The organism is Pseudomonas sp. Irchel s3b6, assembly GCF_900187415.1.
In the GTDB taxonomy this organism is placed as follows: domain Bacteria; phylum Pseudomonadota; class Gammaproteobacteria; order Pseudomonadales; family Pseudomonadaceae; genus Aquipseudomonas.
The window spans coordinates 34,357-54,091 of sequence record NZ_FYDM01000021.1; the positions used below are offsets into that span (position 1 = coordinate 34,357).

Below are 19,735 nucleotides of genomic sequence, written 5' to 3' on the forward strand. Positions count from 1 at the left end.
AGCATCTTTTTCAGACCATCGAGAGGCGTGCGGCCCACACCGCGGGCAGATGGCACGCAGGAAGCCCGGACTAATAAGATGGCATTGAAATCCCCCGCGTTTCGTAAAAAATTTCCGTTGTTTGTGACCGGCAGTCTGCTGGCCATGCAACCTCTAGCCACTTCCTTCGTGGTCGCCGCGGAACAGTATGACTGCTCAGTCTCTGCTTCGGGTGCCTGGGACTGCGCGCCGAAAACCAACGCGGCTCAACTGCCCCCGCGCCCTGTGCATGATGCCAGTGCGGTCAGTTCGAACAACGAATCGGCAGCAGACAGCACAACTGAAGTCGAAACCGCCGACAAACCGGTACTGGTCACCGAAGCCAAGGGCCGTGGCCTGAAGTCGCGCAGTGCTGACTACAGCCACCTCGACTGGGTTCCGCGCGAGCAGCTCACCGCGGCGCAACTGGCCGAAACAGGCCCTTATTGCGCGGGCGCCTATGTCGAGCCGACTCGTCCTGGCATGAATGACACGACGGCCAAGAGCGACGCCCCCACCTTCATCGGAGCCAAAGCCTCCCGCTACCAGCAGGAAGAGCAGATTGCGACCCTGGCCGGTGACGTGGTCATGCGCCAGGGCAGCATGCAGGCCGAGGCCGACGAGGCCAGCCTGTACCAGGCCGAGAACCGTGGCGAACTGAGCGGCAATGTGCGCGTGCGCGACAACGGTGCACTGATTGTCGGCGATCACGCCGACGTGCAGCTCGACACCGGTGAAGCCAAGGTCGACAACGCCGAATACGTGATGCACAAGTCCCGCATTCGCGGCAGCGCGCTGTACGCCAAGCGGGCCGAGAACGCGATCATCCGCCTCAAGGATGGCACCTACACCTCGTGCGAACCGAGCAGCAACGCCTGGCAGCTCAAGGGCAACAACATCACCCTGAACCCGGCGACCGGCTTCGGTACCGCGACCAACGTGACGCTGCGAGTCAAGGACATCCCGGTGATGTACACCCCGTACATCTACTTCCCGATCGATGATCGCCGCCAGTCTGGCTTCCTGCCGCCGACCATCGGCAGCGGCAGCGATACCGGCATGCTGCTGGTCACACCGTATTACTTCAACCTGGCACCCAACTACGATGCCACGTTGTATCCGCGTTACATGAGCAAACGCGGCCTGTTGATGGAAGGTGAATTCCGTTACCTGACCGAATCCAGCGAAGGCCAGTTCGGCGCAGCCTATCTGGACGACAAGGAAGACGAGCGCAAGCTGCAGTCGGACTACGAAAAAACCCGCTACATGTACAACTGGCAGCACAAGGGCGGCCTGGATTCGCGCGTCCTGACCGAAGTCGACTACACCAAGATCAGTGATCCGTACTACTTCCAGGATCTGCAAACCGATCAGTTGGGCGTCCAGAGCGTTTCCGATTTCGTGAATCAGCAAGGTGCGGTCAGCTATCGTGGCGATACCTTCACCGCACGCCTCAACGCCCAGGCGTTCGAGCTGGCATCGGTGTCCAACACTACGCCATATGATCGTTTGCCGCAGATCACCTTCAATGGTTTCCTGCCACAAAAGCCGGGTGGGTTGAACTTCGCCTATCAGACAGAACTCGTGCGCTTTGATCGGGACCTGCAGACAGGCAATTACATCAATGAGAACGGCGATCCAGAGTCTCGTCTCGACAACAACGTCCAAGGCTTGGCGCGAGCCACCGGCGACCGCATGAACCTGGCGCCAAGCGTCAGCCTGCCGCTCGACTGGACCTATGGCTTCGTGAAGCCGTCGCTCAAGTACCAATACACCCAGTACGACCTGGACCTGGACAGCATCGGCAAGAGCCAGATCGCGGCGCAGAACGCCGAAAGCGATCGCCTCAATGGCACTTACGACAGTAACCAGAATCGCGCCGTACCGATTGCCAGCGTCGACAGCGGCTTGTATTTCGACCGCAATACCCAATGGTTCGGCAAGAACTACCGCCAGACCCTGGAACCGCGTCTGTACTACCTCTATGTTCCCGAGAAAGACCAGTCCGACATTCCGGTTTTCGACACCAGCGAATCCACGTTCAGCTATTCCTCGCTGTTCCGTGATAACCGCTTCACCGGCTCTGACCGTGTCGGCGACGAAAACAAACTGTCGCTGGGCGTGACCAACCGCTGGATCGAAGAGAACGGCTTCGAACGTCAACGCATCAGTGTTGGCCAGGCCCTGTACTTCAAGGACCGTGAAGTCCAGTTGCCGGGTATCGATGCAAAAACCCGCGAAGACGCGCACTCCGACGTCTCTCCGTATGCCCTGGAATACGAATACCGCTGGAACCGCGATTGGCGCACCACGGCCGACTACAACTGGGACCCGGACAGCCGCAGCCCTCGCTCGGGCAGCGCGATGTTCCACTACCAGCCTGAAGATAACCCGAACAAGGTCATCAACGCCGGCTATCGCTATCGCAATGACCAGGTCCGTTACGACGAGAACACCGGTAAATGGACCGTGGGTGGTGGCGACTACGGCACCCCGGGCCAGCCTGGCTACGTGAAGGACTACTACAAGATCCAGCAGCACGACTTCTCGGTCATCTGGCCTGTCGTGCCACAATGGAACGCCATCAGCCGCTGGCAGTACGACTACAACCGCAACCGTACCCTGGAAGCCTTCGGTGGCTTCGAGTACGACAACTGCTGCTGGAAACTGCGCCTGATCAACCGTTACTGGGTTTCGTATGACGAGTTCAGTCAAGAAGCGCCGGAAAACGAGAAAGGCGACCACGGCATTTTCCTCCAAATTGTTCTGAAGGGCCTCGGTGGCGTTACTGGCGCCAAGGTAGAGAGCTTCCTCGACAAAGGCATCCAAGGTTATCGTGAACGTGAAGACCAAGCTTTCTGATTGTCTGCGCCCGCTGATGCTGGGCGCGTTGTTCCTGAGCACCGCGGCTAGCGCCGCGGTGCAGTCCATCGACAAAGTGGTGGCCATCGTTGACAACGACGTGGTCATGCAAAGCCAACTGGACCAGCGGGTTCGCGAAGTTCAGCAAACCATCGCCAAGCGCGGCTCGGCCGTTCCACCGGCTGGTGTCCTGGAGCAACAGGTGCTGGAGCGCCTGATCGTCGAGAACCTGCAATTGCAGATCGGCGAACGCTCCGGCATCCGTATTACCGATGAAGAACTGAACCAGGCAATCGGCACCATTGCCCAGCGCAACAACATGACCGTGGATCAATTCCGCGCCGCCCTGTCCCGCGATGGCTTGTCTTATGAAGACGCTCGCGACCAGGTTCGCCGTGAAATGATCGTCAGCCGTGTGCGTCAGCGTCGTGTGGCCGAACGCATCCAGGTGTCCGAGCAGGAAGTGAAGAACTTCCTTGCCTCCGACCTCGGCAAAATGCAATTGTCCGAAGAACTGCACCTGGCCAACATCCTGATTCCAACCCCGGAAAGCGCCAACTCCGAAGCGATTCAGAGCGCTGCACGCCAGGCCATGGAGATCTATCAGCAGCTCAAGCAAGGCGCTGATTTCGCCCAGTTGGCCATCGCCCGCTCGGCAAGCGACAATGCCCTGGAAGGCGGCGACATGGGCTGGCGTAAGGCCGCTCAACTGCCTCCACCGTTCGACCGCGAACTGAGTGCCATGGCGGTCGGTGACGTGACCCAACCTGCACGCACGCCAGGCGGTTTCATCATCCTCAAGCTGCTGGCCAAGCGCGGCGGTGGTAATCAGGTGCGTGACGAAATCCACGTTCGCCACATCCTGATCAAACCAAGCGAAATCCGTAGCGAAGCAGAGACCAAGCGCCTGGCGCAGAAACTCTACGAGCGCATTGAAGCGGGCGAAGACTTCGCCGAACTGGCCAAAAGCTATTCGGAAGACCCGGGCTCCGCCCTTAATGGCGGCGACCTGAACTGGATCGACCCGAACGCTCTGGTACCGGAATTCCGCGCCGTGATGGACAAGACTCCACAAGGTCAGCTGTCCCAACCATTCCAGAGCCCTTATGGCTGGCATGTTCTGGAAGTCCTTGGCCGTCGCGCCACCGACAGCACCTCCCAGGCTCGCGAACAGCAAGCGATGACGGTGTTGCGCAACCGCAAGTACGACGAAGAGCTGCAAACCTGGTTGCGTCAGATCCGTGACGAAGCCTACGTTGAAATCAAGCTCCCTGGCGTCGACCAGGCGGCGAAGTGAAACCCCAACGCTTCGCTCTGACACCCGGCGAACCGGCCGGCATAGGTCCAGACCTGTGCCTGCTGCTCGCCTCGCAAGCCCAGCCGCATCCCCTGATTGCCATTACCAGCCGCGACCTGCTCCTTGAGCGGGCCGCGCAGCTGGGTGTGGTTGTCGATCTGCTGCCGGTAACGCCGAACAGCTGGCCAGATATTCCTGCGCCAGCCAACAGTCTGTATGTCTGGGACACCCCGCTCAACGCCAAGGTCACCGCCGGCCAACTGGACAAGGCCAATGCGGCTTTTGTTCTGGAAACCCTGACCCGGGCCGGCCAAGGCTGCCTGGACGGAGACTTCGCCGGGATGATCACCGCCCCGGTGCACAAGGGCGTGATCAACGAATCCGGCATCGCCTTTTCGGGTCATACCGAGTTCCTGGCGGACCTGACCCATACCGCCCAGGTGGTGATGATGCTGGCCACCCATGGCTTGCGTGTTGCGCTGGTCACCACGCACCTGCCATTGCGGGAAATTGCCGACGCCATCACCCCTGAGCGCCTGGAGCGGGTCACACGGATTCTGCATGCCGACCTGCAGCAAAAATTCGGCATCGCCCGGCCACGCATCCTCGTCTGTGGGCTCAACCCCCACGCTGGCGAAGGCGGACACCTGGGCCATGAAGAAATCGACATTATCGAACCCACCCTTGAGCGTCTGCGCGGTGAAGGCATGGACCTGCGTGGCCCCCTGCCCGCCGACACTCTGTTTACCCCAAAATATCTGGAGCACTGCGATGCAGTGCTGGCGATGTACCACGACCAGGGCCTGCCCGTGTTGAAGTACAAAGGCTTCGGCGCGGCAGTCAACGTGACCCTTGGCCTGCCGATCATCCGCACCTCAGTCGACCACGGCACCGCCCTGGACCTGGCTGGCAGCGGAAAAATCGACACCGGCAGCCTGCAAGTCGCCCTGGAAACCGCCTACCAGATGGCCGAGACCCGTTTATGACCGAGCACTACCAACACCGGGCGCGCAAGCGCTTCGGCCAGAACTTCCTGCACGATGCCGGTGTTATCGACCGCATCCTGCGCTCCATTCACGCCAAGGCCGACGACCGCCTGCTGGAAATCGGCCCGGGCCAGGGCGCCCTGACCGAAGGCCTGCTCAACAGCGGTGCCCAGCTTGATGTCGTTGAGTTGGACAAGGACCTGATCCCGATCCTCAACCAGCAATTCGCCGGCAAGAGCAACTTCAACCTGCATCAGGGTGACGCACTGAAGTTCGACTTCAACAGCCTGAATGCCGCCCCCAACAGCCTGCGCGTAGTCGGCAACCTGCCCTACAACATCTCCACGCCGCTGATCTTCCACCTGCTGAACAACGCTGGGATCATCCGCGACATGCACTTCATGCTGCAAAAGGAAGTGGTCGAGCGCTTGGCAGCAGGCCCGGGTGGTGGTGATTGGGGTCGCCTGTCGATCATGGTTCAGTACCACTGCCGGGTCGAACACCTGTTCAACGTCGGCCCTGGCGCGTTCAATCCACCACCGAAAGTCGACTCGGCCATTGTTCGCCTGGTGCCGCACGCCGTACTGCCACACCCGGCCAAGGATCATCGCCTGCTGGAGCGCGTCGTTCGCGAGGCGTTCAACCAGCGCCGCAAGACCCTGCGCAATACCCTCAAGGCCCTGCTGAGCAGCGCCGAAATCGAAGCCGCCGGCGTCGATGGCAGCCTGCGCCCGGAACAGCTCGACCTGGCAGCCTTCGTGCGCCTGGCCGACAAACTCAGCGAACAGGTCGCCGAGAATCCGGCCGACATCTGAGTGGCCTGAAGCGTTATCGGGTAGGAACCAGGCGCCCGGTCTGGTTTACTACCCGATACTTGGCCTAGACTGATCCACATCAGTCACGCCCCGCGTCCCGCTTTGCTTTTAAGGCCTTTTTGCATGTCCGATCCTCGTTATCAGGTCGACGTCAGCGTCGTCACTCGCTTTCTGGCAGAACAGTCACAACCCGAGCACAACCGCTTCGCCTTTGCCTACACCATTACCGTACAGAACAATGGCCTGTTACCGGCCAGGTTGCTGTCACGGCACTGGGTGATCACCGATGGCGACGGGCATGTCGAAGAGGTTCGCGGTGCCGGCGTGGTTGGCCAGCAGCCGCTGATCGAACCCGGCAAGAGTCACACCTACAGCAGCGGCACCGTGATGACCACCCGTGTTGGCAACATGCAAGGCAGTTATCAGATGCTCGCCGACGACGGCACCCACTTCGACGCCATCATCGCGCCATTCCGCCTGGCCGTACCCGGAGCCCTGCACTGATATGGCAACCTACGCCGTCGGCGATCTCCAGGGCTGCCTCGAGCCGCTGCAATGCCTGCTCAAGCGTGTCGCCTTCGACCCGGCAAAGGACCACTTGTGGCTGGTCGGCGATCTGGTGAACCGAGGCCCGCAATCGCTGGAAACCCTGCGCTTCCTCTATAGCATCCGCCAATCGCTGGTGTGCGTACTGGGCAACCACGACCTGCACCTGCTGGCGGCTGGGAAAAACATCGAGCGCCTGAAGAAAGCCGATACCCTGCGCGAAATCCTTGATGCCCCGGACAGCAAGGATCTGCTTGAGTGGCTGCGCCAGCAAAAACTCCTGCACTACGACGAACAACGCGACATGGTGCTGGTGCATGCCGGCATACCGCCGCAATGGTCCCTGCGCAAAGCCATCAAGTACGCTGCCGAAGTCGAGTCCGCACTGCGTGACGACAATCTGTTCGCCCCATACCTGGACGGCATGTACGGCAGCGAACCGGCGAAATGGGACAACGACCTCAAAGGCGTGACCCGTTTGCGGGTGATCACCAACTATTTCACCCGCATGCGCTTCTGTACCCGCGAAGGCAAGCTTGACCTCAAAAGCAAGGAAGGCATCGACACCGCCCTACCCGGCTACGCCCCCTGGTTCAAGCACAAAGAGCGCAAGACCCGCGGCCAGAAGATCATTTTCGGTCACTGGGCGGCACTGGAAGGCCAGTGCAACGAACCCGGTATCTTCGCCCTCGACACCGGATGTGTCTGGGGTGGCGCCATGACACTGATGAACATCGACACCGGCGAGCGCCTGAGTTGCAAATGCGACGAACACGGCCACCTCGCACCGCCTGTCGCCTCACCCACCCCCGAACCGTTGTCGGCCAGCGCCAAGCGCTAGGCTGGCTCCCAGCCAGGCCACAGGAGCCCACCATGAGCGAATTCAAACGCATCCCCCCCGAACAGGCGCAGGCCTTGCGAGAGCAAGGTGCCGTAGTGGTCGACGTCCGCGACCCTGCGACTTTTGCCGCACTGCACATCAGCGGCTCAAAGCACCTGGACAACCATTCCCTGCACGCCTTCATCGCCGCCGCCGATCTGGACGCGCCAACCGTAGTGGTCTGCTACCACGGCAATTCCAGCCAGGGTGCCGCCGCCTACCTGATCAGCCAGGGCTTCTCCGACGTCTACAGCATGGACGGCGGCTTCGAACTGTGGCGCACTACTTATCCTTCGGAAACGGCGCAAGGCACGTCCGAATAATTTTTTTTCAGTGCTGCAGCCCACGCCTGCCGTGGGCTGACGGACGGTCATTTACAACAAATTACGCATTGCCCCTTTACCTCCCCGATTCCGAACTATCCTTAGGCTCAGGCCATCCAAAACAGGGGAGAGCCGGTACACCGGCGTGCGGGTCATCGGGAGTAACCTTTCAGGGTTGATAGCTTTGAAGGTGTTCTGGGGGGGTAAAAAGCAGCTGCACTTTCAGTTGCTTACCAGCATCGACTGATCCGGCGCCGGCTCCACGTATCGAGCGAGGTGTCGTCATGAGTATTTTTAGCCACTTCCAACAACGCTTCGAGTCCACACGCCAGGAAGAGCTCACGCTGCAGGAGTACCTGGAGCTGTGCAAGCAGGACCGTAGCGCCTACGCGTCCTCCGCCGAGCGTCTGCTGTTGGCCATCGGTGAGCCGGAATTGCTGGACACCTCGACCAACTCGAGGCTGTCGCGCATCTTTTCCAACAAGGTGATCCGCCGCTATCCGGCCTTTGAAGACTTCCACGGAATGGAGGAATGCATCGACCAGATCGTCTCCTACTTCCGCCACGCCGCCCAAGGCCTGGAAGAGAAGAAACAGATCCTCTACCTGCTCGGCCCCGTCGGTGGCGGCAAGTCGTCCCTGGCCGAAAAGCTGAAACAGCTGATCGAGAAAGTCCCCTTCTATGCCATCAAGGGCTCTCCCGTATTCGAGTCGCCACTAGGGCTGTTCAACGCCACCGAAGACGGCGCGATCCTGGAAGAGGACTTCGGCATTCCACGGCGCTACCTGAACACCATCATGTCGCCTTGGGCGACCAAGCGGCTTGCCGAGTTTGGCGGCGATATCAGTCAATTCCGAGTGGTCAAGCTCTACCCCTCGATCCTCAACCAGATCGCCGTCGCCAAGACCGAACCGGGTGACGAAAACAACCAGGACATCTCGGCGCTGGTGGGCAAGGTCGATATCCGCAAACTCGAAGAGTTCCCGCAAAACGACGCCGATGCCTACAGCTACTCGGGCGCACTGTGCCGGTCCAACCAGGGCCTGATGGAATTCGTTGAAATGTTCAAGGCGCCGATCAAGGTGCTGCACCCTCTGCTGACCGCCACCCAGGAAGGCAACTACAACAGCACCGAAGGCCTGGGCGCGATTCCGTTCACCGGGATCCTGCTGGCGCACTCCAACGAATCGGAGTGGCACACCTTCCGCAACAACAAGAACAACGAAGCCTTCATCGACCGGATCTATATCGTCAAGGTACCGTACTGCCTGCGGGTCACCGACGAAGTGAAGATCTACGACAAGCTGCTGTTCAACAGCTCCTTGGCCAAGGCTCACTGTGCACCTGATACCCTGAAGATGCTCGCCCAGTTCACCGTACTCTCGCGCCTCAAGGAGCCCGAGAACTCGAACATCTACTCGAAAATGCGTGTGTATGACGGCGAGAACCTCAAGGACACCGATCCGAAGGCCAAGTCGATCCAGGAGTACCGCGACACGGCCGGCGTCGACGAAGGCATGAACGGTCTTTCGACCCGTTTCGCCTTCAAGATCCTGTCCAAGGTCTTCAACTTCGACCCGCACGAAATCGCCGCCAACCCGGTGCACCTGCTCTACGTGCTCGAACAACAGATCGAACAGGAACAATTCCAGGCGGAAACACGCGAACGCTACCTGCGCTTCCTGAAGGAATACCTGGCGCCGCGTTACATCGAGTTCATCGGCAAGGAGATCCAGACCGCGTACCTGGAGTCCTACAGCGAGTACGGACAGAACATCTTCGACCGCTATGTGCTGTACGCCGACTTCTGGATTCAGGACCAGGAGTACCGCGACCCGGAAACCGGCGAAATTCTCAACCGCGTCGCCCTCAACGAAGAGCTGGAGAAAATCGAAAAACCGGCGGGCATCAGCAATCCGAAGGACTTCCGCAACGAAATCGTCAACTTCGTCCTGCGCGCCCGGGCCAACAACAACGGCAAGAACCCGACGTGGCTCAGCTACGAGAAGCTGCGGGTGGTCATCGAGAAGAAAATGTTCTCGAACACCGAGGATCTGCTGCCGGTCATCAGCTTCAACGCCAAGGCCAGCAAAGAGGATCAGCAAAAACACAACGACTTCGTTACACGGATGGTCGAGCGCGGCTACACCGACAAACAGGTACGGCTTCTGTCCGAGTGGTACCTGCGGGTCCGGAAATCGCAATGAGACAGCTGCAAGCTACAAGCCACAAGCTGCATGAGAAAAGCGCGTAAACCCGAGAGCCGGGTAACTGCTTCTACTTGCAGCTTGTCGCTCACAACTTGAAGCTGCCCGGAGGGCCCCTATGAGTTATGTGATCGACCGACGCCTCAATGGCAAGAACAAGAGCACGGTAAACCGCCAGCGGTTTCTGCGGCGTTACCGTGACCACATCAAAAAGGCCGTCGAGGAGGCCGTGAGCCGGCGCTCCATTACGGACATGGAGCACGGCGAACAAATCAGCATTCCCGGACGCGATATCGACGAGCCGGTGCTTCACCATGGTCGTGGCGGTAAACAGACCATCGTGCACCCCGGAAACAAGGAGTTCACGACCGGCGAGCACATTGCCCGCCCACCGGGAGGTGGGGGTGGCCGTGGTCCGGGCAAGGCCGGCAATTCCGGCGAAGGCATGGACGAGTTCGTGTTCCAGATCACCCAGGAAGAGTTCCTCGAATTCATGTTCGAGGACCTGGAGCTGCCCAACCTGGTCAAACGCAACCTCAGCGGCACCGATACCTTCAAGACCGTGCGCGCCGGTATCAGCAACGAAGGCAACCCGTCACGGATCAACATCATCCGCACCCTGCGCTCGGCCCATGCCCGGCGTATTGCCCTCTCGGGCAGCAGCCGGGCAAAACTGCGCGAAGCCAAGGACGAACTGGCACGCCTCAAACAGGAAGAACCGGACAACTTCGGCGATATCCAGAAAATCGAGGCTGAAATCGAACGCCTGAGCGCGCGCATTAATCGTGTGCCGTTTCTCGACACCTTCGACCTCAAGTACAACCTGCTGATCAAGCAACCCAACCCCAGCTCCAAGGCGGTCATGTTCTGCCTGATGGACGTCTCCGGCTCCATGACCCAGGCGACCAAGGACATCGCCAAACGGTTCTTCATCCTGTTGTACCTGTTCCTGAAACGGAACTACGAAAAGATCGACGTCGTCTTCATCCGCCACCACACCAGCGCTCGGGAAGTCGACGAAGAAGAGTTCTTCTACTCTCGGGAAACCGGCGGCACCATTGTCTCCAGTGCCCTGAAACTGATGCAGGAGATCATGGCCGAGCGCTATCCGAGCAACGACTGGAACATTTATGCCGCCCAGGCCTCCGATGGCGACAACTGGAACGATGACTCGCCAATCTGCCGTGACATCCTGATCAACCAGATCATGCCTTTCGTGCAGTATTACACTTATGTAGAGATTACTCCGCGCGAACACCAGGCCCTGTGGTACGAGTACGAGCGTATCGCCGAAGCCTATTCCGACACCTTTGCCCAGCAGCAGCTGGTTTCGGCCGGAGATATCTACCCGGTCTTCCGTGAACTCTTCCAGCGCAGGTTAGTGACATGACCGCCAAAGAGCAGAAACGCCAACCCATTTCCACAGGCTCGGAATGGACGTTCGAGCTGATCCAGGCCTACGACCGCGAAATCAGCCGTCTAGCGGCCCGCTATGCGCTGGACACCTACCCCAACCAGATCGAAGTGATTACCGCCGAACAGATGATGGATGCCTATGCGTCCGTGGGCATGCCACTGGGTTATCACCACTGGTCCTATGGCAAACACTTCCTTAGCACGGAAAAGTCCTACAGCCGTGGCCAGATGGGACTGGCCTACGAAATCGTGATCAACTCCGACCCGTGCATTGCCTACCTGATGGAAGAAAACACCATCTGCATGCAAGCACTGGTGGTGGCCCATGCCTGCTATGGCCATAACAGCTTTTTCAAAGGCAACTACCTGTTCCGCACCTGGACCGATGCCAGTTCGATCATCGATTACCTGGTCTTCGCCAAGCAGTACATCATGCAATGCGAGGAGCGCCACGGCATCGACGCTGTGGAGGACCTGCTGGACTCCTGCCACGCCCTGATGAACTACGGCGTCGACCGCTACAAACGCCCTTACCCGATCTCCGCCGAAGAAGAGCGACGCCGGCAAAAGGACCGTGAAGAACACCTGCAAAAGCAGATCAACGACCTGTGGCGCACCATCCCCAAAGGCGCCGGCAAGTACAGCGAGAAAGACAACGCACGCTTTCCGGCCGAACCGCAGGAGAACATCCTCTACTTCATCGAAAAACACGCCCCGCTACTGGAACCGTGGCAGCGGGAAATCGTGCGGATCGTGCGCAAGATCGCGCAGTACTTTTATCCACAGCGCCAGACCCAGGTCATGAACGAGGGCTGGGCAACGTTCTGGCACTACACCCTGATGAACGACCTGTACGACGAAGGCCTGGTAACCGACGGCTTCATGATGGAGTTCCTGGCCTCGCACACCAGCGTGGTCTTCCAGCCCGGATTCGACAGCCCGTATTACAGCGGGATCAACCCCTACACCCTGGGCTTCTCCATGTACCGCGACATCCGCCGCATGTGCGAGGAGCCGACGGAAGAAGACTACCGCTGGTTCCCGGAAATCGCCGGGACCGACTGGCTGTCAGCCATCAAGTTCGCCATGAGCAGCTTCAAGGATGAGAGTTTCATCCTGCAGTACCTGTCACCGAAGGTGATCCGCGACCTCAAACTGTTCAGCATTCTCGATGACGATCAAAAGGACGACCTTCTGGTTCCCGCCATCCATGACGAGGAAGGCTACCGCACCATTCGTGAAACCCTGGCAGCCCAATACAACCTGGGCAACCGCGAACCCAACATACAGATCTACAGCATCGACCGCCGTGGCGATCGTTCGCTGACCCTGCGCCATCAACAACACGACCGCAAACCACTGGGAGACTCCACAGACGAGGTTCTAAAGCACCTGCACCGCCTCTGGGGCTTCGATATCCACCTGGAGACCCTGCAGGGTGACCAAGTGATGAAGACCCACCACGTGCCCCCCAGGGCCGAGCACAGCGAGGGCGACTACGGTCGGCTCGACCTGGCCGTCATTCACCTTTGAACCTTCCAGAACCTCCGAAAGTTCGACACAAGGGTTATCCTGTCGAGCTAACGGAGGTTTTTTATGCAGATTTATAAAGTCGGCGGCGCGGTCAGGGATCGCCTGCTCGGCAAGCCTGTCACCGACATTGACTGGGTTGTGGTCGGTGCCAGCAGCGAAGAGATGCTCGCCAAGGGCTATCGCCCGGTCGGAGCCGATTTCCCGGTCTTCCTGCACCCTGAAAGTGGCGAGGAATACGCCCTCGCCCGCACCGAACGCAAAAGCGGGCGCGGTTACGGCGGCTTCACCTTTCACGCCAGCCCTGAAATCACCCTGGAAGAAGACCTGATTCGCCGTGACCTGACGATCAATGCCATGGCCGAAGACGATCAGGGCCAACTGACCGACCCCTATCATGGCCAGCGCGATCTTGAGGCACGCATACTTCGCCATGTTTCCCCCGCATTCGCCGAAGATCCCTTGCGAGTCCTGCGCGTTGCCCGTTTCGCCGCCCGTTACGCCGGGCTCGGTTTCACGGTCGCGCCCGAAACCCTCGAACTGATGCGCCAACTCAGTGAGTCAGGCGAACTTGAGGCACTGACTGCCGAACGCAGCTGGAAAGAAATATCCCGCGCCCTGATGGAAAACCAGCCTCAGGTTTTCATCCAGGTACTCAGGGACTGCGACGCACTGAAGGTGCTGATGCCCGAGGTTGATGCGCTGTTCGGCGTGCCGCAGCCTGAAGCCCACCACCCGGAAATCGACAGCGGCCTCCATACACTGAGCGTTCTGGAACAGGCTGGCGCACATAAACAGCCACTGACCGTGCGCTGGGCTTGTTTGCTGCACGACCTTGGCAAAGGCCTGACACCCGAGAGCGAATGGCCCAGGCACATCGCCCATGAACACAAGGGACTGAAACTGATCAAGGCCGTCAACGAACGCTTCAAGGCACCGCGCGACTGCCAGGAACTGGCGCTGCTGGTGGGGGAATACCACACCCACTGCCATCGCGCCTTGGAGCTGAAAGCCTCGACGTTGCTGGAGTTGCTGCAAAGCTTTGACGTGTATCGACGGCCGCAGCGATTCGAGGAATTCATCGCTGCCTGCGAAATGGATGCACGAGGCCGAAAAGGTCTTGAGCAGAGAAGTTATCCACAAGCCGATTACTTGCGAGGCGCAGCCACGGCCGCACGCGGCGTGGCGGTTCAACCCTTGCTGGAGCAGGGATTCAAGGGCCCGGAACTGGGCGAGGCCATCAAGCGCGAGCGGCTCAAGGCACTGAAGGCTTACAAGGAAACCGCGTCGACCTGAGCCAACCCTTTCCCACCAGAATGACACCGCACCTATGGGAGCGGTGCTCCGATTGCCCGCGAAGGCGCCATGAACGTCACAGCAGGATCGAAGGCGTCAACTGCTCACCGCGCCACGCAAACGCCACCGGCGCCAACACCTGGTCAATCTGCGCTTCGCCCCACAAGGTCGCGAAGCTTTTGCCAACACCCGGATGCACCCTGTCCGGCGCAATCAGTGACAGCGGCCATAACACAAAGGCATTTTTCAGGATTTCCGCTCGCGGCAGGACCAACCCATCGAAATTACCCACTAGATCGCCGTACAGCAGCACGTCGATATCCAGCGGCAAACCCTTGCGATCCGGGGCGTACCGACCATTGTCGGCCTCGATGAACTTCAATCGCCGATCCAGCTCCATCAAGGGTAGATCGGTAAACGCAGACACCACGAAATTGAAGAACGGTCCGCTCTTGATCCCGACCGGCTGGCTTTCGAACACCGCCGAGCAGCGGATATCCACCAGGAAGCCCGACAGCGCTTCCAACCCAGCCCGCAGATGAGCTTCGCGCTCGACATTGCTGCCGAGCCCGAGAAATACCTGAGTTAGCGACATCCGCGCTCGATCTCCACGCCCACGCCTGTTGCAGCCGGGACGGCGCCTGGCTTGGTCAATTTCAAACGCATCCAGGTGATCTTGAATTCACTCATCAAGACTTCCGCCAAACGCTCGGCAAAAGTCTCCACCAGTTGGTAGCTGGACTGCTCGGCGAACGCCTGGATACGCGATGTGACACTGGCATAGTCGAGCGCCAGGGTCAGGTCATCACCCGCCGCCGCCGGACGGTTGTCCCAGGCAAAGCTCAGGTCAAGACGCAGGCACTGACGGATGCCGCGCTCCCAGTCGTAGGCACCAATCACCGTGTCGACTTCCAGGCCCTCGATAAACACTCTGTCCAAGCACTTTTCTCCGCAGCACGACAAGGGCGCAATGCGCCGTTAGAATCAGGGCGTCCTCGCCCGGAATAGTTAGCATGTTTTGGTTACTGGCGATCCTCGCCTACCTGCTTGGCTCTCTGTCCTTCGCCATTTTGCTCAGCCGCCTGACCGGTAATCCCGATCCGCGAATGAGTGGATCGGGTAATGCCGGCGCCACCAACATGTTACGCCTGGCGGGCAAAAAACTCGCCGCCCTCACCTTGCTGGGCGATCTTTGCAAAGGCTTGCTGCCCGTACTGATTGCCGGGCTGGCAGGCCTTTCGATTCAACAACAGGGCTGGATTGGCGTGTGCGCCGTCATCGGCCACCTGTTTCCGCTGTACTTCTGCTTTCGCGGCGGCAAAGGTGTTGCAACGGCCGCCGGCATGCTGCTGGGGCTATACCCGCCAGCGGCACTCCTGGCCATTGGCGCCTGGCTCCTGACCTTCTACCTCACCCGCACCAGCTCGCTGGCCGCCCTCATCGCCACGCCCCTGACCCTGCCACTACTGGCCTGGCAAGAACCGGCAGCGTTAATGCCCATGAGCGCATTGACGGCGCTGATTGTCTGGCGCCATCGCGGCAATCTACGCGACCTGTTTGCCGGGCGCGAACGGCATTTCTAACAACCGCTGGCGAATATCGCTCACACTCAACAGCTTGTTACAACGGTGACAGCTGCTCCATTGGCCAGCGGGCCTGAACACTGATCGCCAGGCTTTCGTGCTGGCCAGCCTGCAGTCGCTGGCAACCGGCAAATGCGATCATCGCGCCGTTATCGGTACAGAACTCCGGACGTGCGTAGTAAACGTCGCCCTTCATGTCGCCCAGCATTTTTTCCAGGGAAGCACGCAAGGCCTTGTTGGCACTCACGCCTCCAGCAATCACCAGGCGCTTGAGACCCGCCTGTTTCAGGGCGCGCTTGCACTTGATGGTCAGAGTCTCCACCACCGCCTGCTGGAAGGCCAGCGAGATGTCGCAGCGGGCTTGCTCGCTGTCGTCCCCGGCGCTGACGCACTGCTGCCAGGTATTCAAGGCAAAGGTTTTCAAGCCACTGAAACTGAAATCCAGACCCGGCCGATCACACATCGGGCGCGGGAAGACGAAACGCCCGACAACGCCTTGCGTGGCCAGGCGCGCGATTTCCGGACCACCCGGATAATTGAGCCCCATCATCTTCGCCGTCTTGTCGAAGGCTTCGCCGGCGGCATCATCCAGGGTCTCCCCCAGCAACTCGTATTGACCGATACCATCGACCCGAACCAACTGCGTATGCCCACCCGACACCAACAAAGCGACGAACGGGAACTCGGGCGGTTGCGGCTCCAGCATCGGCGCCAGCAAATGCCCTTCCATGTGGTGCACGCCCAAGGCCGGGATACCCCAGGCAAACGCCAGCGCCTGGGCGCAGGAAGCCCCCACCAGCAAGGCGCCGACCAGGCCGGGACCCGCGGTGTAGGCAATGGCATCGATCTCGGTCGGCACGCAGTCCGCTTCGGCCAACACCTGACGAATCAAGGGCAGCATGCGCTTGACGTGATCCCGTGATGCCAGCTCCGGCACCACGCCACCATAGGCGCGATGCAGATCGATCTGACTGAACAGCGCATCGGCCAGCAGGCCTTTTTCACTGTCGTAAAGTGCGACGCCGGTTTCATCGCAGGAGGTTTCTAATCCCAGTACTAGCATGGGTTTGCGCCTTGTTTAGGCTGAATTCGAAGGCGCGCATAATAGTCGCCGCGGGATGCCCCGACCAGCGCTTTTCGATCAGAGGCTTTGCATTCCGAGCGTTGAGGGGTTAACATCCGCAACCCTTAAAAACCGACGTCTTCAAGTGCTCTTTTGCCGCGAGGATGTTGACCCCGGTAATGAATGAAGGTAGCTCTGGATGCCAGCCGTCAAAGTTAAAGAGAACGAACCCTTCGACGTAGCTCTGCGTCGTTTCAAGCGCTCCTGCGAAAAAGCCGGTGTACTGGCTGAAGTTCGTAGCCGCGAATTTTACGAGAAGCCAACTTCTGAGCGTAAGCGCAAAGCAGCAGCTGCTGTTAAGCGTCACGCCAAGAAAGTTCAGCGCGAGCAGCGCCGCGCCGTTCGTCTGTACTAATACGCAGACGACCGTAGCAAGCTTCTGCCAAGCCCGGCCCTCAGCCGGGCTTATGGCATTTGCGGATATCGCTTGATGCTTCACCGTCGAAGCCGCAGACGCGACCGAGACAAATCTGCTTCACACGTCAGACCTGGCTCTTTTGCCAGCAGTGCACGTCTCTTCTGACGAGCCTTCCAAGGCTACTGACGAGCACACCCTACTGATTCTATCGACGATCAGCCCAAGGTACCCTCTTGCGTGCCTGATTTTTAGCTATCCGAGGCCTGTCACCGGGCACCGCCGGATACAGCGCAACACTTTCGAACAGTCGAATACTGATTGGTACTAACCTCAGTGGATTTTCGGCAGATACACTCCCCGACAGCGAATACGCAGACGATACCTGGTCGAGCCGCACATCCGCCGCGCCTCAAAACCATGACCCGGCACCGTTCGCCCTTCGCGTGGGCCAATCATTCAGACGCAGTGATGACGAGAACGCCATGGCCGGGCTAATTCCCCAGAGCTTTATTGACGACCTTCTGAACCGCACCGACATCGTCGACGTGGTCAGCTCTCGCCTGCAAATGAAAAAAGCCGGCAAGAACTACACCGCCTGCTGCCCGTTCCACAAGGAAAAAACCCCCTCCTTCAGCGTCAGCCCGGACAAACAGTTCTATTACTGCTTTGGCTGCGGCGCTGGCGGCAATGCCCTCGGCTTCATCATGGACCACGACAACCTGGATTTCCCCCAGGCCGTCGAAGAACTGGCCAAAGCCGCTGGCATGGAAATACCTCGCGAGGAAAGCGGTCGTCCGCACAAGCCGCGACAACCCACCGACTCGCCGCTCTACCCGCTACTGACCGCCGCCGCCGACTTTTACCGCCAGGCCCTGAAAAGCCACCCGGCGCGCAAAGCGGCTGTCGACTACCTGAAGGGGCGCGGCCTGACCGGTGAAATCGCTCGCGATTTCGGCCTCGGCTTCGCCCCACCGGGCTGGGACAATCTGTTCAAGCACCTGAGCAGCGATACGCTGCAACAAAAGGCCATGATCGATGCCGGCCTGCTGATCGAAAACGCCGAAACCGGCAAGCGCTACGACCGCTTCCGCGATCGCGTCATGTTCCCGATCCGCGACAGCCGCGGGCGCATCATCGCCTTTGGCGGCCGGGTACTGGGCGATGACAAACCGAAATACCTGAATTCACCGGAAACTCCGGTATTTCATAAAGGCCAGGAACTCTATGGCCTGTATGAAGCCCGCAAGACCAACCGCAACCTCGACGAAATCATCGTCGTCGAGGGCTACATGGACGTTATCGCCCTGGCCCAGCAAGGCCTGCGCAATGCCGTTGCCACACTGGGCACCGCAACCAGCGAAGAACACCTCAAGCGATTGTTCCGCGTCGTGCCCAGCGTGCTGTTCTGCTTCGATGGCGACCAGGCCGGCCGCAACGCCGCATGGCGCGCACTCGAAGCAACGCTGTCGAGCCTGCAGGACGGCCGGCGCGCGCGCTTTCTGTTTCTGCCCGAAGGCGAGGACCCGGACACCCTGGTCCGCTCCGAAGGCACCGATGCCTTCCGCGCACGCATCAATCAGCACGCTCAGCCCCTGGCCGATTACTTCTTCCAGCAACTGACCGAGGAAGCCGACCCGCGCTCGCTCGAAGGCAAGGCCCACATGGCCACCCTCGCCGCACCGCTGATCGACAAAGTACCTGGCGCCAACCTGCGCACCCTGATGCGCCAACGCCTGACCGAAATTACCGGCCTCACCAGCGAAACCGTGAGCCAACTGGTACACAGCGCCCCGCAGGATGCGCCACCGGCCTATGACCCGGGCATCAATTACGACGCCATGCCGGACTACAGCGACTACCACCAGCCGCAAGCGCATGACATGTATGCGCCGCAGCAAGAGTGGACGCCCAAGAAAACCGGCGCCGGCGGCAAGAAATGGGACAAGAAACCCTGGGACAAGAACGGCAAGCGCGGCGGCGATCGCGACCAACCACGGGCACCACGAGTGCCGGCAGCCGTAGAGCCACCTACACTGGCAGCCTTGCGAACGCTGTTGCATTACCCGCAGCTAGCTGAAAAAGTCGAGGACGCCGGGCACTTCGCTGCCGAGGATCACTCCAACACACAGCTGCTGGTGGCACTACTGGAAGCCGTACAGAAGAATCCCAAGCTAAACTCATTTCAGTTGATTGCACGCTGGCATGGAACCGAACAGGGTCGCTTGCTCAAGGCACTGGCAGAAAAGGAATGGCTGATTGAGGGAGATAACCTTGAACAACAGTTTTTCGACACCATAACTAGCTTGTCAGCCCGCCAACGCGAGCGAAATCTGGAACAGCTACTCAGGAAAGCACGTCAAAGCGAATTGAGCAGCGACGAGAAAAATCAACTGCGCGACCTTTTAAGTCGCAATGTTTGCGCATCAAACCCGACCTCAACTGGCGCGTGAGGTCATAGCTCAGGTATAATCCTCGGCTTGTTTTTTGCCCGCCAA

At 59.6% G+C, this 19,735-nt stretch carries 17 protein-coding genes; 14 read left to right on the forward strand and 3 right to left on the reverse strand.

The features are described from left to right. Positions 1 to 78: 78 nt before the first annotated feature. From CKW07_RS23335 to CKW07_RS23385, 11 genes are all read left to right on the forward strand, one after another. A complete protein-coding gene (locus CKW07_RS23335; protein WP_095147245.1) occupies positions 79 to 2,880 on the forward strand; it encodes an LPS-assembly protein LptD in 2,802 nt (933 codons plus the stop codon). After that, complete coding sequence (gene surA, locus CKW07_RS23340) at positions 2,861 to 4,177, forward strand: peptidylprolyl isomerase SurA (protein ID WP_141234474.1); 1,317 nt, start codon at positions 2,861 to 2,863, stop codon at positions 4,175 to 4,177. The genes CKW07_RS23335 and surA overlap by 20 nt, the downstream gene beginning before the upstream one ends. Then, positions 4,174 to 5,163 (forward strand): 4-hydroxythreonine-4-phosphate dehydrogenase PdxA, encoded by a 990-nt coding sequence (pdxA, locus tag CKW07_RS23345; protein ID WP_095147247.1) that lies wholly within the window; start codon positions 4,174 to 4,176, stop codon positions 5,161 to 5,163. Before surA ends, pdxA begins: the two co-directional genes overlap by 4 nt. Next, a complete protein-coding gene (rsmA, locus tag CKW07_RS23350) occupies positions 5,160 to 5,978 on the forward strand; it encodes a 16S rRNA (adenine(1518)-N(6)/adenine(1519)-N(6))-dimethyltransferase RsmA (RefSeq protein ID WP_095147248.1) in 819 nt (272 codons plus the stop codon). The genes pdxA and rsmA overlap by 4 nt, the downstream gene beginning before the upstream one ends. A gap of 123 nt (positions 5,979 to 6,101) precedes the next feature. Continuing rightward, positions 6,102 to 6,482 carry a Co2+/Mg2+ efflux protein ApaG gene (gene apaG, locus CKW07_RS23355; RefSeq protein WP_095147249.1) on the forward strand — a complete coding sequence of 127 codons (381 nt, stop codon included), beginning with the start codon at positions 6,102 to 6,104 and terminating at the stop codon, positions 6,480 to 6,482. 1 nt (position 6,483) lies between these two features. Beyond that, positions 6,484 to 7,365: a symmetrical bis(5'-nucleosyl)-tetraphosphatase gene (locus CKW07_RS23360; RefSeq protein ID WP_095147250.1), complete on the forward strand. Its 882-nt coding sequence runs from the start codon at positions 6,484 to 6,486 to the stop codon at positions 7,363 to 7,365. A gap of 32 nt (positions 7,366 to 7,397) precedes the next feature. Continuing rightward, entirely contained in the window at positions 7,398 to 7,727 is a 330-nt protein-coding gene (gene glpE, locus CKW07_RS23365; protein WP_095147251.1) for a thiosulfate sulfurtransferase GlpE, read from the forward strand. 284 nt (positions 7,728 to 8,011) lie between these two features. Further along, positions 8,012 to 9,934, forward strand: coding sequence for a PrkA family serine protein kinase (locus tag CKW07_RS23370; protein WP_095082915.1), 1,923 nt, complete (start codon positions 8,012 to 8,014; stop codon positions 9,932 to 9,934). A gap of 118 nt (positions 9,935 to 10,052) precedes the next feature. Then, positions 10,053 to 11,324 (forward strand): YeaH/YhbH family protein, encoded by a 1,272-nt coding sequence (locus CKW07_RS23375; protein WP_095147252.1) that lies wholly within the window; start codon positions 10,053 to 10,055, stop codon positions 11,322 to 11,324. Continuing rightward, positions 11,321 to 12,883 (forward strand): SpoVR family protein, encoded by a 1,563-nt coding sequence (locus tag CKW07_RS23380; protein ID WP_095147253.1) that lies wholly within the window; start codon positions 11,321 to 11,323, stop codon positions 12,881 to 12,883. The genes CKW07_RS23375 and CKW07_RS23380 overlap by 4 nt, the downstream gene beginning before the upstream one ends. Before the next feature lie 63 nt (positions 12,884 to 12,946). Then, entirely contained in the window at positions 12,947 to 14,176 is a 1,230-nt protein-coding gene (locus tag CKW07_RS23385; RefSeq protein ID WP_095147254.1) for a multifunctional CCA addition/repair protein, read from the forward strand. Between the two features lie 76 nt (positions 14,177 to 14,252). On the opposite strand, the gene folK is transcribed toward CKW07_RS23385, so the two are convergent. Together folK and folB are read right to left on the reverse strand one after the other, a co-directional pair. Then, positions 14,253 to 14,771, reverse strand: coding sequence for a 2-amino-4-hydroxy-6-hydroxymethyldihydropteridine diphosphokinase (gene folK / locus CKW07_RS23390; RefSeq protein ID WP_095147255.1), 519 nt, complete (start codon positions 14,769 to 14,771; stop codon positions 14,253 to 14,255). Further along, positions 14,762 to 15,115, reverse strand: a complete 354-nt coding sequence (folB, locus tag CKW07_RS23395) for a dihydroneopterin aldolase (RefSeq protein ID WP_095147256.1) — start codon at positions 15,113 to 15,115, stop codon at positions 14,762 to 14,764. Before folB ends, folK begins: the two co-directional genes overlap by 10 nt. A gap of 74 nt (positions 15,116 to 15,189) precedes the next feature. On the opposite strand from folB, the gene plsY reads away from it, so the two are divergent. Continuing rightward, on the forward strand, positions 15,190 to 15,759 hold the full coding sequence (gene plsY, locus CKW07_RS23400) for a glycerol-3-phosphate 1-O-acyltransferase PlsY (RefSeq protein ID WP_095147257.1): 570 nt from the start codon (positions 15,190 to 15,192) through the stop codon (positions 15,757 to 15,759). A 37-nt stretch (positions 15,760 to 15,796) separates the two neighbouring features. Here plsY and tsaD read toward each other — a convergent pair whose 3' ends face one another. Next, positions 15,797 to 16,822, reverse strand: a complete 1,026-nt coding sequence (tsaD, locus tag CKW07_RS23405; protein ID WP_095147258.1) for a tRNA (adenosine(37)-N6)-threonylcarbamoyltransferase complex transferase subunit TsaD — start codon at positions 16,820 to 16,822, stop codon at positions 15,797 to 15,799. Between the two features lie 199 nt (positions 16,823 to 17,021). Between tsaD and rpsU the strand changes: the two genes are divergently transcribed. Then, complete coding sequence (rpsU, locus tag CKW07_RS23410) at positions 17,022 to 17,237, forward strand: 30S ribosomal protein S21 (RefSeq protein WP_002551877.1); 216 nt, start codon at positions 17,022 to 17,024, stop codon at positions 17,235 to 17,237. A 485-nt stretch (positions 17,238 to 17,722) separates the two neighbouring features. Then, positions 17,723 to 19,690, forward strand: coding sequence for a DNA primase (gene dnaG, locus CKW07_RS23415; protein ID WP_095147259.1), 1,968 nt, complete (start codon positions 17,723 to 17,725; stop codon positions 19,688 to 19,690). Positions 19,691 to 19,735: the final 45 nt, after the last annotated feature.

Bases quoted from the DNA above. Each gene is read 5' to 3' on its own strand.
- plsY (WP_095147257.1), top strand. From the start codon at position 15,190: ATGTTTTGGTTACTGGCGATCCTCGCCTACCTGCTTGGCTCTCTGTCC.
- CKW07_RS23385 (WP_095147254.1), top strand. From the start codon at position 12,947: ATGCAGATTTATAAAGTCGGCGGCGCGGTCAGGGATCGCCTGCTCGGC.
- dnaG (WP_095147259.1), top strand. From the start codon at position 17,723: ATGGCCGGGCTAATTCCCCAGAGCTTTATTGACGACCTTCTGAACCGC.
- CKW07_RS23335 (WP_095147245.1), top strand. From the start codon at position 79: ATGGCATTGAAATCCCCCGCGTTTCGTAAAAAATTTCCGTTGTTTGTG.
- CKW07_RS23360 (WP_095147250.1), top strand. From the start codon at position 6,484: ATGGCAACCTACGCCGTCGGCGATCTCCAGGGCTGCCTCGAGCCGCTG.
- tsaD (WP_095147258.1), bottom strand. From the start codon at position 16,822: ATGCTAGTACTGGGATTAGAAACCTCCTGCGATGAAACCGGCGTCGCA.
- CKW07_RS23370 (WP_095082915.1), top strand. From the start codon at position 8,012: ATGAGTATTTTTAGCCACTTCCAACAACGCTTCGAGTCCACACGCCAG.
- rsmA (WP_095147248.1), top strand. From the start codon at position 5,160: ATGACCGAGCACTACCAACACCGGGCGCGCAAGCGCTTCGGCCAGAAC.
- CKW07_RS23380 (WP_095147253.1), top strand. From the start codon at position 11,321: ATGACCGCCAAAGAGCAGAAACGCCAACCCATTTCCACAGGCTCGGAA.
- folK (WP_095147255.1), bottom strand. From the start codon at position 14,771: ATGTCGCTAACTCAGGTATTTCTCGGGCTCGGCAGCAATGTCGAGCGC.
- glpE (WP_095147251.1), top strand. From the start codon at position 7,398: ATGAGCGAATTCAAACGCATCCCCCCCGAACAGGCGCAGGCCTTGCGA.
- CKW07_RS23375 (WP_095147252.1), top strand. From the start codon at position 10,053: ATGAGTTATGTGATCGACCGACGCCTCAATGGCAAGAACAAGAGCACG.
- rpsU (WP_002551877.1), top strand. From the start codon at position 17,022: ATGCCAGCCGTCAAAGTTAAAGAGAACGAACCCTTCGACGTAGCTCTG.
- apaG (WP_095147249.1), top strand. From the start codon at position 6,102: ATGTCCGATCCTCGTTATCAGGTCGACGTCAGCGTCGTCACTCGCTTT.